The organism is Marinobacter arenosus, from assembly GCF_019264345.1.
Classification (GTDB): domain Bacteria; phylum Pseudomonadota; class Gammaproteobacteria; order Pseudomonadales; family Oleiphilaceae; genus Marinobacter; species Marinobacter arenosus.
The window spans coordinates 52,747-68,359 of sequence record NZ_JAHVAO010000003.1 but is presented as its reverse complement, the minus strand read 5'-3'; the positions used below and the strand labels follow the sequence as shown (position 1 = coordinate 68,359).

Here is a 15,613-nt window from a genome sequence, read left to right as displayed (position 1 = left end):
GACGTGTTTTACAGCATCAAAGACATCAGCAAACGTTACGGAGTTTCTCCTAAGAGCATTTGGCGTTGGATTCGGGAAGGGCGCTTTCCGAAACCCGTCAAGCTTGCGCCTAAAACTGCTCGGTGGCGGGAGGCCGACTTGCGAGCCTATGAGGAGGGCCTTGGATAGTCGTAGGCCGGAAATCTGGTTTGACAGACGAAGTGGCTAGTAGCGGGTTCTGTTGGGTTGGGACCCGCTAGATGCCACCACGATTCTCGATTCCTTGTATTACTCGTAAGACATGCTCTTAAGGAAATCGATTCCCTAGGATCCATAATTATAAGGATTCTTCATACTGGATCCGGAGCTTGCCGAATCTTATCGCCGGATATCTTTTGCCCTGGACTGCGAAGACAGCCCGGGTTGGAATTTGATTCGAAAGGTTGCTGTCATAATCCCTCTGAGCTTTGCTCGGCTGCCATTTGATATTAAGCAATGTCAGAGCTTCCGCACAGACTTGGGCAAAACCACCTTCGGCATCGAGCATTACGTTTCCAGTAATCAGATTCTCTCTAGCCTTCGCGTACAGCCCTTCGCCAATGTGAGCCAATTGCTGTCGATGTACAAGATTCTGAATAGCCAGTAGTAACAGTTCATCGTCTTGAGCTCGCTGGAATTCCTCGACCTTAAAAACGCAACGCTTGGAGGCATCGATCTGCCTCTTAATCTCAAATTCCAGGCGATCAACTGCTTCCATTCAGTGACGACTCCGATTCATCTCAAAGCCGCCGCATAAAATTGCACGGTGCATAGCGTCTGTCTGTTCTCGACCTGTTCGGTTCCGTCTTTTCCGGAATAGTGGATGATTCGCTGAAAATTGTAACCTTTCTTTATGGTCTTTGCGGCTTTTGCGCCTCTGAGATTCACGCTGTCGGCGCGCCTCTTCACTTAAGAGCCTGGTGGCCAGCTGTTTGATAATCGCTCTTTGGTTTTGCGATTTTTGTAGTCGCTTGGCAAGAATTTTTGCGCACTCGGCTCTACCATCCCTCACCCCTCTTGCAAGCGCAAGAAGATAAGAGGAACTGTCAACATTTTGAGTCCTGGTATTCATAAAATTGCCCCCTAAACTTTTTGTTGATCATTATCGGTAGCGTCGCTCCATCGACACTCCAAAGCTTATTAAGTAATGGTGGCGATGAGCCTTCCGAAATGTGATCAATTGTGGCAACGTCCAGAAATATAGGGATTTAAATGTTGCTGTCTCATGGAGGAACGTATGGCGAAGGGAATCAAGGTTACGCTTCCGCCTCTGGATGTATTTTTCCTGCCACACGTCTCTGATTTTCTGAGAATCACTCTCGGCGATTCGGGCTCTTTTCCCCGATTGATTGAGGGAATGGCAGAAGCTGCAGGGATCAAAGCACCGCATCGAACCACTTTAAAGAAGGCTGAGCATCAACCTGTTACACGCGGTGCCGCGATGAAAATCCAACGTGTCTGGCACTCAAGTCTTCAGAATAAAGACTTCCTAAAAGATCTCGAAATCGCTACGCAGCCATGGGAGGACCTGCAATTAAAAAACAATGGCTCGTCCTGGATAGCTTATCTGGCGGGTACTGAGAGATCGAAAATTGGGTCGGCGCTGAAGGATTCCAGAGTTGCCAGCTTCGTAGAGAAGCGAATTGCCCAAGAGAAGTCTTTTCTCGACTGGATCAAACAAGAGACTAGCCGGCAGCCTAATAAACGGCCGCAGCCTGCGGTCTGGATTCGACAAGCGCGAGAGTTCCTGGAGGACAACACGCTGGTGGACTCGGAGCTCCTCTCGTTGATCGCCGAAATCGATCACTCCGCTGTAGATCCAGAGAGCATTGAGTGGCTTCGGGGAAAGAGCATACTGCGCGTGGTTAATCACCAGCTGAGAATCGATTTCTACTACACGCTGCTCTGTGAGTTAGCGCTCGATGTGGCTGACTATCTGGCAACCCATGGAGTGTGTGAGGCACACAGACAGCAGTTGGTAGATTGGGGATTCGTAGGAGATATTGCACCCAAATCGTCTTCTATGCGTATTAGGAGAGACCGGCCGTTAGTTCTTTTATTCGAGGTGTGGAGGCGTCGACTGTCAGCACTGGCGGGTGAAGAGGTGACCGTGCGAAAGATGGCCGGTTACCTGCCTTTGCCAAAAGATTGCACGGAAGATGAGTTCCTCTCCTATTCCTCGGAATCACCGGGAGACCACAAATATCGCCGGTTCAAGAAATGGCGCAAGGGTCAGATTCCAGATCAATCCGCCTTGGAGATCTTTATTGCCAGACTCTGTCAGGGCCATGACTCAGACCATTATCTGGCGTGGATGAAAGCCCAGGCTGCGCTGGCTTGGGGGCGATTGATCGATGAGGAGGAAGAGACTCTTGCCGTAATTTTCACTGCGCATCCAGATCTTCAACGTTTCAACGCAATCGGGTCTTACAGCACATACTGGAACCGTTATCAGAAACAGGCCGCCGACATTTCAGCGGCCTGATCTTGCATAGTTATTTACCCTTGGAAGGGGCGTTCCCTCGGCCTCCTCCAGATGGCCGGCCAGTTGTGCTCGGCCAGTTGCCACCAGGATGGCCGTTGGCGGGCCGAGAGCTACCTTTACCTTTTGACATTGCAATCTCCTACAGTTCTTGAGGAATCGTGTGAATTTTGAGCAGTAGGCACTACCGCTTGGTTAGATGCCAGCCTGTTTGGTGCGGGCATTCATACAGCCGCAAATGTATGCCGATCTCTCGTCGAAGGATCGCTGCCCTTTTCTCAGCTCCAGTCCTGGTCTGGTAAGACTCCTTGGTTTCTCCCGAACTGTCGACACAAAAATCGCAGGGATGGCTTGGGGTATATCGGTCCTTGGGGGTCAAGTGCCAATGGTCGCACCGCGAACATTCGTAATAGGTAAGCGGTGTTTGACTGAATAAGCTCGCGTTCTCTGCAGCGCTTTCGGCCTCAAATTCATATTCGTAAGCAGCTAGGGGCTGCCCAGTTTTTTTGCTGATGCAGCTATCGAATGTCAGTTTCATCGGGTGCTCCGGTTCAGATTGTGAATTCGAGTCTTTACGGCAATGAGTTCCCTCATCACCTGACTGCGATCATCTGGAATCTGAACTGGTGCCGGGAGGGGGCTTGGCATGTGAAATTTTCCAAAACCCGCCACTCCGGCAGTCGGGCGATCGTTCATCGACGATTTCGCGACTTCGTTCTCGTCACCCTTGAAACCACTCGACGGCCCCCGCGTGTGCGGTCCTGGATCAGACCCAGGTGACCGAACCAATGCCGATCTTTGTCCAGCGCCTTAATCATAAGTCGCATAGCACGGGTGTAATCGCCCATCGTTGTGGGGGCGAATCCTTCATTGTCGAACCAAGCTTCCAGGAGGTACTTCATGTGTTTGAGCTTTATCTGGTTGCAGTATCGAATGTTTGGAAACTGGGCCTCAATAGCATCTGCCATCGATTGAATGCGCTTTATCGTACGATTTTTGGTCGCGTCAGAAGTGCCCTTAGGTGATTCGGGAGTCCCGTCTCTCCACCTAATGCGCTGCGTGATGTCCCGGATATCCATCAGTAGCCTCCGATGTAAGACGAGGCCACCTGGGGACGGCCATGCCCCAGCAAGCGCGCAACGGTCTGACGGGCAACGCGATCCAGTACCCGATCCCCAATAGGGCCGCGGAGTGGGCTGGGTCCACGCACGATTTCCTCATAAACGTCCTGCGCGAACCCGCTGCGCAATTCGCGGAAGGACGGAATCCCGCATTTTTTCAGGATTCTCCTGCAGCGTCCGAGCTCCCGACGGTAGAAGGTGATCGCGTTGTCTGTTTCCGACAGCAGGCACCGGGAACCAGCTGGGCGAACGCAGAGAGCGAATTTAAGTGCCTCGCGTTGAAACTCACTAGCGCTTATTGTCCGGCTCCGGCACTTCCGGCCGCCTTTCGTGCCCTCCAGAATTGCGGCGGATCCTGTGGCAGATACCTCTCGCATCATACGATCGAGGTCCTGCAGATAGGCTTCTTCCGGTCGCATGCCCCAGGCCCGCGCTAGAAATACCACTGCAGCTCCTCGCTCATTCCCAGATGCGATCATGCGATCTGCAGCGGTTTTCGTGTCCGCTATGTCCGCCTTAATCTGGGTTTTTCGTACGTTGGATCTGGCGACGCCCAATGCTTTGCGAGCAGAAAGGTGCAGCTTCTCGTCCCTACGCATCGCATAAAGGCAGGTGTTGACCGTGGAAATTAGATTATGCCCATACGACACAGAAATCATGTTGTCGCGTCTGCCGTCAGGCCACTCATAGGGGGCATACAGGCGGTGACGCAGATAACTGCCATATGCCTCAATGAGCTCCAGATCGATGTTTCGAGCATCCCGAACACCATGCTCCCGGCAGAATTCGGAGAAGATCCTGACTCGAATCTTATGGGTTCTGCGGGTCCCGTAATGATCGCGCTGCCCAAAGAGTGCGTTTAAAGCCATGCTGAAGGCATATAGCATTTGCTTGCCATAGCCAAAATTGCGCTGTTTGCCGCGCTGGGCCCTCTGTCTTCGTTTCATATGCAAATTCCCTGTGGCTGAAGAGTTGAAATCGAATGCAGCTAATGCGAGGCCAACCCTGCGACTTCCAGAGCCTGGCCACCTCGCTAACACCTCTGCCCCATTGCCGCAGTCAGATACAAAACCATTGGAATTCTCCTCTGATCGTGGGGTGTTGTTCGTGCCGCTGCAGGCACAGTTATGTCAATTGCGAACCGTGGTGGACGAATCAGCGAATGCCGTTCGTTGGGGTACCGGAGTCGTCAGGCAGTCAGCGAGACGTTGCAAAAGATGGGTGCCTAAACATGAATTAGGCTTGAGCTTGAACAGATCGAATCGAGCATACCGGTGGTGACGCACCGGGGGAGCGAATCCGCACGAATCTGGTTTTAGTCAGGGTTTTCGACCAGTTCTAGTCCGAGGATCGGCTTGGAGGCATTGGAAATACTCGGTTCCCAGTTCCAGGTCAGTGCATCTCTCTAACGTTCGGAATTCGCTTGCAGAGATGAGGGGCCCAAAAAGGGGCTGTTGGATGAGCGAACCCTGAGTTCGCTAGGGTGCTGCATTTGAGCATTTTGAGTATTGAAGGATACCAGTCGAGAATCGACGGTAAGGCGTGTGCTGTTTGAGATTTAACGAGGCCAGCTACCTCGCCGAGTGTCTCCACCCGGATTGAGCCTTCATTATCAGAAGCGAAAATGGGCTTGTCTACTCGGGTAAACGCGGAATTCTGGCAATAAGACGAACACGATCTTCGCCACCACGCGGCATTAAGTGGTTTGCGGATAGACTCTTGAATTGGTTAATGGCCTCTAAGTGGACTCTAAGTGGACTTTTGGGGCGCTACCCGTGTGTAGCAGCGAGTACATCTGCCAGTTAAGTCCACTGCAGGGCGACTTGGAGGACACTACGGTGCAACTGGGGAGAGTTTGACAGCGATCAGCTTGGTGCATGCAGGGAAGCAGGTGAACGAAAATCTCTACGTCCAAACACCGTGCTCGAATCGATTGATGATGGCGAGTAGTTGCCTCGCCCGTTCAGGAGAGTCCATGTAGTGGTAAGGAGTTTCGTTACCGATAATCGGCAGTGGACTCGAAAGCCAACTCTCAGCCATCTGCTGGTCTCCCTCAAAAAGCTCCAGCGCAGCGGATTTCACTTGGCCAAGCAAATTTTCAATCTCAGTCTTCTGGTTTGTCATCGGAATTTTCCACCTGACTAAAGTGCCTGCCGTCTTTTTTGTCAGTCAACACGAGATAGTAAAGCACGGCCGTCAGGAACACGCATCAAACCTGACTCTCCTGGTTCGCACCGGCAAAGGGATTATCTGGGTCTATTGGAAAACTTCATTAGTTCAAGCAGTATTGAAGGGTCGACCAGCGTTTGCAGGCTAACTATTTTTCGGCAGATTTTGGTGCAGTTTCTGAATGAAATGAATGGTTCAGCGCTTAAGGAGGGCACATGATTGAGCTCGTGAAATCATGGATTGATGAGGTAAACGAAGCGCACAAGCCGTATCGCCAATCCTGCACAGTTTTGCAGCATCAGTTTGACGGTTTCTATAGCCCGGAGCTTCTCCGCTCATCCTATTTCGTGATCGTAAAGGCTCTCCCCATGCCGAAAATGCCGGAGCTCAGAGAAGCAGGGCTGGGTGACTTTATTGATATTCAGGACCAGCTCGGTGGTATCACCTACAAAGACACTTACTACCTTGTTCCGGATGCAGCCAGAGATGTAGGCATCCACTTTCATGAACTTGTGTACGTCATCCAATCAATGGCGAACGCTCGGCGCGCGAAACTTTATTCAGCGCTATATGGAAGAAATACAAAGGTTTGGCTACGGCGACCAGGCACCGCTTGAGGGGATGGCGTATGGTCTGCAGAAAACGTTCGAAAAGGGCGTAGCCCCCTTCGACGTGGAGAAGAAAGTAGTCGCGACCCTCTGATGAAAAACGGGGTCCCAGAATAATAAGCAGATGGATCTGAAACGTTATGCCTTTTCTTTCACTCCTTGATGACCGGGCCAAACCCAAAGGTTCACGTGACCCACTGGGTTTCGAGCTGGTATGGACCCATTTCGGCCGAAAGGTGGTTGGCAACCTGACCACCATCACCAGTTCCGTCGAAAACTTCACCGTTGCGCTGCTCGGCTTTTATTGGGCACACCAGATCCATGGGAATGCCGACAAAGACAGTCGCGAGCGGCTCATTAGGGAGACGTTCCTCCGCTACGAGCAGCTTGCCGCCTACCTCCGGCACCAGGCCGGTAGCAAAGAAATCATGGGTATTACCCGCGTCCACAAAAATATGACTGCTCAGGCGGAGTCGTTAGCTATTAGCTTGAAAGCGCAGATTCTGAGCAATCAGGCAAGCTATGGATTGTGGGGCCTGTACAGTTCGGCCTTGAAAGATTCAGGGCTTGCAGAAGGGAGCGATCGGAAGCTTACAGCTGAAGGGAAGACGCTTGCTGAAACAATCGCGAGGGATCTGAACGCCAATGAATTCTTTCAGCTGTTCAAAGTCGATGGACATCTCTCAAGAGATGAATGTGAGCGCTTGGCTCCCGAATTTTGGCAGGCCACTCATAAGGACGTTGTCCGACAAAGGCTCACTCATATACTGCTTCGCGGTCGCCAGAATCAGAATGCCTCGGTTCAAGTAGACCTTTTATCCGCGACCGAGAAACTTGTGAGGGCTGGCAGGCTAACCGGTGAGTTTGCCGGGAAGATAAATGAGGTCCAAAGCGTTGCGTCACCTGAGCTGCAGAAGGCTCTTGATGAAATCCAGCGAGTAGAGCGTGTACTGGTCGCTGCCAACAACGTGTTCTATTACCTGCTCACACAGGACCATCGACCGGTTTCTTCAGTCGTAGAACAGCTCGACAGACAAGCGTATCAGTATGATCACCTGCCAGAGACACTGCCCCAAGGGATGACACGCAGGGATGCGCTTTGCGAAATTAACGATAATCTTAGAACTGGCAACCATTGGGGAGCGGTGAAGGCCGTCGCCAAGTTAAATGCGGACGTGATGAAAGCGAGGGGTGGTGCTCCATGGGTAACCTGTGACGGCGACACGCTAAATGTGAAAGTAAAGTCTGAAACGGCGGTTCTTCGGTCCAGGGAAGCTCTCCTGGATGACTGGGATTACGATTACTTTCTGGGCTCCTATTTTCGCATTGCCAAAGCGAATCTGGAGGAGCGTAATGGATAATGCGCAGATATCCCAATACCTTGAAGAACGTCTGGGAGGGCGCCCGGTTAAAGCCGCTGTCTTTACCACCTACACCTTCGATCCCGCATTTTTTGAGCTGGAAGTTGTTCCTCTTCTATTACCAGAAAACAGCTCGTTCTCGATTGATGAGCGGGTGAAGCAGTTCCAGGTGCGAGAATCCCTTAGGGAAGCCGAACTGCCGATTGATGTCTTTTACGATCAGAACATTTTCCGTATTCAGGGTGAAAGCTCACCTGGAATGGAATACGGCTGTCACGGTGTTTCTGAAGGAAATCGTGCTTTCCACCCGAAGCTATCGTTTCTGCTTGTAGGTAACGGCGTTGGGGAAAGTGACTCCTTACTGATATCCGCCGGCTCCAATAACCTCACGAAGGCTGGTTGGTGGGATAACATTGAATGCCAGCACTGGGAGGAAATTGGCCTACGCGGTGGTGACGGGGAGTTTCTGCGGGTACTGAAACGGGATCTGGACTACCTGCAAAAGAAGCGGATAGTCCAGTCGAAGAACGGCGCTGTTTTTGAAATTCAGAGATTTTTGGGTAAGTGCGTAGCAGATCCTGCAGCAGCACCAGTCCACTACTTCGGATTGTCCAGTACAACGCGGTTTCTGGATTTTCTATCGGCAGAGACCAGCCAGCTTAAAAAGCCCGTTGAACTGGAGATTATCTCGCCATTTTTCGCCGACGACTCTAAGAGTAATCTGCATGAGGCATTTCAGAATCTGGGCGTCGGTAATATGCGCCTATTGTTGCCGCGCGATGATAAGCAAGAAGCGCTCTGTAACCTCGATTATTTAACTCACATTGATAGTTTGGAGAACGTCTCCTGGGCTGATTGGGTGAAAACAACATCGGACCCATTGGGAGTAGGAAAAGAGCCTCATCGAGAACTGCACGCTAAGATTTTCAATTTCATTGGCGCTAATCGGGCTCTTACCTTTGTTGGGTCAGTGAATTTCACGTACAAAGCGCTCAATGAGAATGTCGAAGCCGGTTTTCTAGTAGCTACAGATCCGGAGTCGTTGTTGAAAACTATCTCCGAAGACCTGCCGGAAGTTAGCCAAAGATCGCTTGACTTGGCACCTGGCGAATTGGACCACGAAGCTCGGGGCAGCATGCCTCAGATCTCCCTCACGTTTGATTGGCTGACCAAAACCCTGAGCGGACGAGTGGACTCTGAAAGCCCGATCGAAATTGATTTAATCGGCCCTGACGGGGTAGATGGCACGGCAGTGAAGGGCTGGCCTCTTGGCAACTGTTTGAGCGACTACACTGGCGATACTCAAGCTTTGGAGAAGGCGCTAGCCAACGGCTCGCTGATCCTCGTGTCTGGACGAGTTTGTGATTCCGATGAATTAATCGCCCCGCACCGTGTTTTACTTCAGCAAACGCACTGGTCGCACAAACCGCAACCTGAGCTTGCCACACTGTCTCCTCAACAGATCCTGGCGATTTATGCCGGGATGTCTCCGGAGCGCCGTCAGCTGCTGCTGACCGACGCAAGGGTCAAACGGCTTTTTGAACTCGGCGAGCGAGGGGAAACCAGCCTGATCGAGGAGGCACCTCTGGAGAATGAATTCTTCTCCGAGTATGCCGAATTGTTCCACGCATTTCGCATGTTGCGACGTGACCTCAGCAATGAGCAATCCACAACTAAGAAGCAGGATTACTACCTCACCGGCACTGGCGTGGATAGCCTACCAACATTAGTAGGCCGAGCTGCGGCTGTACTCGAACCCGCTGAGGAGAGTGATCAGCCGCTCCATCCGGTCAGTGCGTATCTTTTATTACTCAGTGCCAAGGAAATCTATCGATCAGCCGAATTTGCAGGTCGCCCCTATGTCACAGAGCAGTTGGAGTTTATCGAAACGCTTCTTCAACAGATACGCGAGAGCAAATTGATCAAACTGTCCAGTGAGCGTGAGGCTGATAGAGACCGGTTCTTCGATTGGTTTGAGGCGCAATTCCTGGAGCAGTACCGGGTCGAAGGAACGGAGGCCAGCGCATGAAACCTTACCCTATCCTCGACCTGGACTCTGCACGCCATATTCTTGATTTCAGTGGTGGTAGGGATGAGCTCAAATCGCTCGGCGAGGTCCAGCTCCGTGGCGCGGTTGCTCTCTACAACATGATCAACACCGAGAATATCGGGTTAGGTTATCTCGCCGATGAAGTCGGAATGGGAAAAACCTACATAGCGCTCGGAGTTGTTTCGCTGATGCGGTATTTCAACCCGGCTCTGCGGGTTCTCTATATCTGCCCAAGTGCCAATGTTCAGGACAAATGGCTGCGGGAACAAGCCAGCTTTATCGACAGAAACGTATGTACTGCTAGCTACCGAGTGCGTACTCCGGAGGGCAAGCCGGCTGCCCCTGTGGCCAAATGCGGTAGCCTGGAAGATCTCATCCGCACAGCAGCCTCGGGCTTCTATGCTGACTTTTTCGTTCGCAATGGGAGTTTCAGTTTTGGGCTTCAAAAAGCAGATGGAGATGACGGGCAGAGAGCGATCGAAAGCTGGAAGAAACAGCGTGAAAAGCTTAAAGGATTGGTTCCCGCGTTTGCAGTACCTGGTGGACCCCCGACGCATCAAGGGGTAAAAGATGAGTTCGCAAGAGCATTGAACTACCTATTGCCCACGTTTGACCTCGTAGTGATCGATGAAGCGCATAACTTTAAGCATGACGCGGATAGTAGCGACCGAAACCGAGTACTTTCTCAGGTCTTGGGTTTCTATCAAAACCAAAACGCTAAGGTCAGACCTTTTCAGCGTCGCGTACGCAATGCCTTGCTGCTCTCCGCCACGCCTTACGATCGTAACCTGGAACAACTACGGAACCAGCTTGCTCTGGTAGGAAAGGACGGCCTTCTGAGGAACGCCAAGTCTGTAACGGACAAAGCAGAGATCGCCCGGTTTATGGTCCGCCGCCTCAACCGGTTGAAAATCGGAGACAGGGAATACACCCGTAATATGTACCGTGCGGAGTGGCGCGATGGGCACAAGGCAGCGATTGAACTGGAAACGGATGAACAGAAGCTGGTCACCGCCCTGGTTCAGAAGAAGGTTGGCGATGCATTGGGGCACAAGCATGGCTCTCCGTCCTTCCAAATGGGAATGCTTGCATCCTTCGAGAGCTATGGTGAAACCACTCGTTCACCCCGGGTGGAGTTCGATAGTGAAGATCCCGATGATAGAGGACGCGATGCGCAGGACCGGAACGTGGTTGGTGCTATTGTCGACAGTTATGTAAATGCAAACCTCGGGCGCTCACTGCCACACCCTAAAATGGACACCGTTGCAAAGCAGTTGGCCAATGCGGTTGTTCAGGAGAATCGCAAACAGCTTGTATTCGTGCGTCGGGTGAAAAGCGTCAAAGAACTCAAGCAGAAACTCGATGAATGCTATGACGATTGGCTGATCAATTACCTGAATTTCCGCCTGCAAGATCGCCCGAAAGCACTGAGTTCTGTGCAAGGCGTGATCAGCGAATACGGTGAAATCAGCCGATTCAGGGACGAGCGCATAGATGAAGGCCTCGCGGAGGAGGACAGCACTGGAGAGGCCGAACTCCGGCAGCCACCCAAGAACGACAACTTTTTCAACTGGTTCTTCCGAGGCGACGCGCCAAAGCCTCAAAAACGGAAGAACTGGGGGGATCTTTTAACGCCGGATCAGGTGAGGCAAAGCCTTTCCCAACCCACGCGCCTGGCTAGCCCTCTTTTAGAGGTGAATTGGGCGCAGCTCATGTGTTTTTTCAGCGGTGTGGACCTGCGCCAAGTTATCGAGCAATGCTTAGCCGCTGATACTGAAGCGTCCCTTGCCGATCTTGGAAAGGTTCAGGCACAAGAGTACCTTCGGAAATTCAGGCTGTCGCAATTGTTCTTTCTGGACGCCTGGGTCAATCAGCTCGGACACAGAGCTTTTGCGCCACTTAGAGATCATCTACAAGCTTTTCTCAGTCACCAGAACGCGCAGGGCGAGGGTGTTCCACTAAGCCCCCAGGACGTTCGAGAGCAGCTCTGCTTACCAACATTGTTTTCTGAACTGGAAGTCAGTGATGAGCTGAAGGGGCAAATCCTCCCAAGTATAGGAGAGCTGTTTCGTCGGCTCACTGAAACGCCTGTTTGCACTAACCGTGATGACATAAAAGCGCTGCTGAGAACCGTTGATATACACACAGCAATTGTATCGACAGTGCTACGCACGGGCCACGGCATGATTGATCTGTACGTGTCGCGCCTGAGGCAGGGAGAGGGAGATCTCAGTAGCCGCGTCCTCACTGACTGGATTAAAGATTTCGTCACGGAGCTGACTCGACAATCCCAGGTTCAAGGGTTTTCCACCTATCGTGAGCTAAAAGGGCTGGCGGATGAGCTGCCGGCGATACTGAAAGCCAACCTTCCTGGCATTTTCGACCTGGGTACCAACGAATATCGCCGCTACCTGAGTAATCAGCTTAACCCGATCGCCCCGATCATTGGTGCGACGGGCGAGACCAATGCGCCGGGACAGCGTTCAGCCCAGGCCCGCAAGTTTCGTATGCCAGGGTATCCATTGGTACTTGTGAGCACGAATGTGTTTCAGGAAGGTGAAGATCTGCACCTCTTCTGCGATAGCGTTGTCCACTATGGCGTATCAGGCTCGCCAGTAAGCATCGAACAGAAGAACGGTCGGGTTGATCGTGTTGGCTCGTTGGCACAGCGTCGGCTCACTCGTGGAGGCTTCAGTGATCCGGAAGAGGATGACTTAATACAGGTCAGTTTCCCCCACGTGAAAGAGAGCATTGAGCGCGTTCAGATTCGTCGACTCTCGGAAAGCATCAATCGTTACATGGCCTCGCTCCATGAGATTGGAAGCACCGTCGCTTCAGACAAGGAGGAAATCGCCGAATCCGAAATCGCCGATCGCACCCGAATAGAGCCCCAGATAAGAGATTTCCTGGAAAGTCCTTTTGATCCAGCAGATCCGAGATCGGATCTGGAACACCTGAGTTTTCTCAAGCAGCAGATTAAGGAAACGCAGAAACAAGTGCAGGCGAACGTCACTCAAGCGAAGCAACTGATCGCCACCGCGCTCGGCGTTAGTGAACGCATTCGCTGGCCGTTGAGAGTTAACCTGAAGGTAAGCGACTTGGTCGAACAGGTATCCGATATTGCGGAAGTTCGTCTGACGACAGCCAGGGCATCTGGAGAAATCCTTGCCCGAGTTGTGGTTGATCATCAGGACTGTCGTGGAACGCAAGTTCAGATAGGCTCTCACAGTGAATTGGCCATGTTGATGCACCAACACTCCTGGACCACGCTCCATAGAACCTTTGCTTATCAAACTGCCAGGAATGTTTGGCGATTGGCCTACGATGCCGAAATGCTGGTGGGGGATGAGATCGTAACGGTCGAGAGGGATATGACGGCGCTTCTTGCTCGGTTTCATGAAAGACACGACCCGAAGCAATACCGACCGCCAGGCTCTGTCGTTTCTCAGCATCTCGAACGACTTCGGCAGGACCAAGAAATTCAAGTCGGTCAACAGGCCCTGAAGGTCGATGTGGTCGATTCCGGGAAAACGATCGGACTCCGGTTTTGGTTCAAAGAGGGCGAATTGCAGCGCTCCCAGACCGTCCTCCTATCGGAGTGCGACGGGCAGTGTATTTTCATCAGCCCGGCAGTGCCTTCAAACGCCGTCAGCGCAATGCCTGTTGAGAAAATTGTAGAGCTAACCTGGGAGCGGAATCGATCTACCGACGTGGTTGAGTTCATGCTGAATGACCACCGGGAGATTGTTGGCCGCTGCGTTCATCCGGTTGATAGCCTGCATTGGCGGGAATTCGTCTACTGCGCTCATGTGCTTGCGGTGGAGAGTGACCGGTTGGAGTTCCTGGTTTGCGAGGAAGATCAGTTTTGAAGCTCCTCTCTGAAACGCAGACACAGAACCAACTGGGACTCTCGTCCGTCCGCTTTGGTGAGCTAGATAAGATGAATAGCTAGATGATTTGAGGTTAATTGCAGAAGCTGACATACACATCGACGTTGGCTAGATATTGTTCACAAGTTAACGGTCCGAAATGGACGTAATAGGCGTCAATCTATCGTTGGAGACAGCGTGTCGTTAAAGAAAGCAAAGGAACAAATGATCCAATCGCTCAGCGAATCAGATAACAAGGTGATTGCGCTGTCGGGCAAATGGGGAACAGGTAAAACCCATCTCTGGACTGAGGTCCAGGCTGAGGCTCGTGATGATAAGGTAAGGAATGCCCTTTACGTCTCACTCTTTGGCTTATCGGGCATTGATCAGCTGAAGCGCAAACTTATTGAGGCATCGGTACCCGGAGTGGAGTCTCACGGTGGGGTGTTCGACGGGTTAAAGAATCTGTTCAATTCGGGTGTAGAGGCTGCCTCCAAGCATTACAAAGCACTGGCTGCCATAAATAATTTGAATTTGTTGTTAATGGCGCCTGCTGTATTACGCAATAAGCTGATCGTTATTGATGACATCGAACGCAAATATGAGACGCTTGGTATCAATGAGGTCCTTGGTTTCATCGATGAATATTCAAAGCAGCATGGTTCGCGGTTCATCCTCGTTCTTAATGATGATCAGCTTTCAACCAAGGAGGACCAGGCTGAACTGTGGGCAACCTTCAGGGAAAAGATCATTGATCACGAAATAAAGCTATCCACCACGCCTGAGGAAGCCTTCTCGATAGCAATTGCCCTTAAGCCATCCAAGTACGCAGAAGCGATTCAGCGAGCGTCTGTGATATGCGGGTTGACCAACATTCGCATCGTCACGCGGGTCATCAAGGCGACTAATCAGATTCTGGCAGGTAGGGATTTGGACAAGCCTATTCTGGATCGGGTGGTGCCATCTATCGTCTTATTTTCATCTATCTACCATCGGGGTTTGGAGGACGGTCCGGATTTCAAATTCGCGCTGAATATTGGTAACCCTGACTGGGCCAACTTTGGAAGGGACAATGATGATGAGCCTACTGTTCAGGAAAAAAGGGAGGATGGCTGGAGGATGCTTATGCAAGAACTGGGCATCCATGGATGCGACGAGTTTGAGGAGCGATTGGTCGAGTTTTTGGAGTCGGGTCTATTCGAGCCAGTCAAAATAGAAGCCATCATTAGCCGTTATGCCTCTGAGACTGAGGCCATGGAAGCAAGGAAAACGATCCAGGATTTCCTTTTTCGATCTTTTTGGGACCATCGAGCCGACGAAAACCAGTTGGTGGAGGAAGCGGCTGGCTTCCCAAAAATTGCAGGCCTTCTTGACCCTTTCATTGTGAGCCAGTTGAGTGCAGAGCTTTCCCGGATGACTGGGGGCGCAGCAAAAGCCACCTTGATCATCGATGCTTGGATTAAAGCTTATCGGGAGGGTCGACTACAGATCTCTTTCGAAAATCCATTTGGAAATCCAATAGATCACAGAATCCAAGCAGAGCTCGATAAGGCAGAGTCAGCGGCTCAGAATGACACCAATCTAGTCGATGCCTGTATACACATTGTTGACCATAGTGGTTGGGGAACGTTGGAAGAAGTCGCTCTCAGTAGAGCATCGGTTCAGGACTTTGAGGCTGCTATACGCGATATGAAAGACTTGCGAATCCTTGGCAAATTCATGCGACAGATGATCAAAATGCGTATTAATCGGTCGGCTTACGATCCCCACTTCGGTACCGCTACGGAGCATTTTGTAAAAGCTTGCCGGTCTATAGCGAATGACTCCTCATCTCCGCGTCTAGCAAACCTTGTCAAAGAGCTTTTCCGGAACACATCCATAGACTCTGAGATCTCCATGGGACCTCGCACTTCGGAGGATGGGTTAAGTTCGTAG

10 protein-coding genes are annotated in these 15,613 nt (G+C 51.6%); 7 read left to right on the top strand and 3 right to left on the bottom strand.

Annotation, left to right across the window (positions count from 1 at the left end):
- The first annotated feature begins 3 nt into the window (after nucleotides 1-3).
- Nucleotides 4-168, top strand: coding sequence for a helix-turn-helix transcriptional regulator (locus KXD86_RS19095; RefSeq protein WP_218637229.1), 165 nt, complete (start codon nucleotides 4-6; stop codon nucleotides 166-168).
- A gap of 148 nt (nucleotides 169-316) precedes the next feature.
- Here KXD86_RS19095 and KXD86_RS16320 read toward each other — a convergent pair whose 3' ends face one another.
- Entirely contained in the window at nucleotides 317-736 is a 420-nt protein-coding gene (locus KXD86_RS16320; protein ID WP_218637228.1) for a hypothetical protein, read from the bottom strand.
- Between the two features lie 519 nt (nucleotides 737-1,255).
- Between KXD86_RS16320 and KXD86_RS16315 the strand changes: the two genes are divergently transcribed.
- A complete protein-coding gene (locus KXD86_RS16315; RefSeq protein ID WP_218637227.1) occupies nucleotides 1,256-2,503 on the top strand; it encodes a hypothetical protein in 1,248 nt (415 codons plus the stop codon).
- Nucleotides 2,504-3,578: 1,075 nt separating this feature from the next.
- On the opposite strand, the gene KXD86_RS16310 is transcribed toward KXD86_RS16315, so the two are convergent.
- Together KXD86_RS16310 and KXD86_RS16305 are read right to left on the bottom strand one after the other, a co-directional pair.
- Entirely contained in the window at nucleotides 3,579-4,568 is a 990-nt protein-coding gene (locus KXD86_RS16310; RefSeq protein WP_218637226.1) for an integrase domain-containing protein, read from the bottom strand.
- Nucleotides 4,569-5,526: 958 nt separating this feature from the next.
- A complete protein-coding gene (locus tag KXD86_RS16305; RefSeq protein ID WP_218637225.1) occupies nucleotides 5,527-5,745 on the bottom strand; it encodes an MbcA/ParS/Xre antitoxin family protein in 219 nt (72 codons plus the stop codon).
- A gap of 260 nt (nucleotides 5,746-6,005) precedes the next feature.
- Between KXD86_RS16305 and KXD86_RS16300 the strand changes: the two genes are divergently transcribed.
- The 5 genes from KXD86_RS16300 to KXD86_RS16280 all read left to right on the top strand — a co-directional run bounded on the left by KXD86_RS16300 (nucleotide 6,006) and on the right by KXD86_RS16280 (nucleotide 15,613).
- Nucleotides 6,006-6,407: a hypothetical protein gene (locus KXD86_RS16300; protein WP_228739647.1), complete on the top strand. Its 402-nt coding sequence runs from the start codon at nucleotides 6,006-6,008 to the stop codon at nucleotides 6,405-6,407.
- 131 nt (nucleotides 6,408-6,538) lie between these two features.
- Nucleotides 6,539-7,759: a hypothetical protein gene (locus tag KXD86_RS16295; protein WP_218637224.1), complete on the top strand. Its 1,221-nt coding sequence runs from the start codon at nucleotides 6,539-6,541 to the stop codon at nucleotides 7,757-7,759.
- Nucleotides 7,752-9,788 carry a phospholipase D-like domain-containing protein gene (locus KXD86_RS16290; RefSeq protein ID WP_218637223.1) on the top strand — a complete coding sequence of 679 codons (2,037 nt, stop codon included), beginning with the start codon at nucleotides 7,752-7,754 and terminating at the stop codon, nucleotides 9,786-9,788. The genes KXD86_RS16295 and KXD86_RS16290 overlap by 8 nt, the downstream gene beginning before the upstream one ends.
- Nucleotides 9,785-13,678, top strand: coding sequence for a DEAD/DEAH box helicase (locus KXD86_RS16285; RefSeq protein ID WP_218637222.1), 3,894 nt, complete (start codon nucleotides 9,785-9,787; stop codon nucleotides 13,676-13,678). Before KXD86_RS16290 ends, KXD86_RS16285 begins: the two co-directional genes overlap by 4 nt.
- A 198-nt stretch (nucleotides 13,679-13,876) precedes the next feature.
- Nucleotides 13,877-15,613, top strand: a complete 1,737-nt coding sequence (locus KXD86_RS16280; RefSeq protein ID WP_218637221.1) for a P-loop NTPase fold protein — start codon at nucleotides 13,877-13,879, stop codon at nucleotides 15,611-15,613.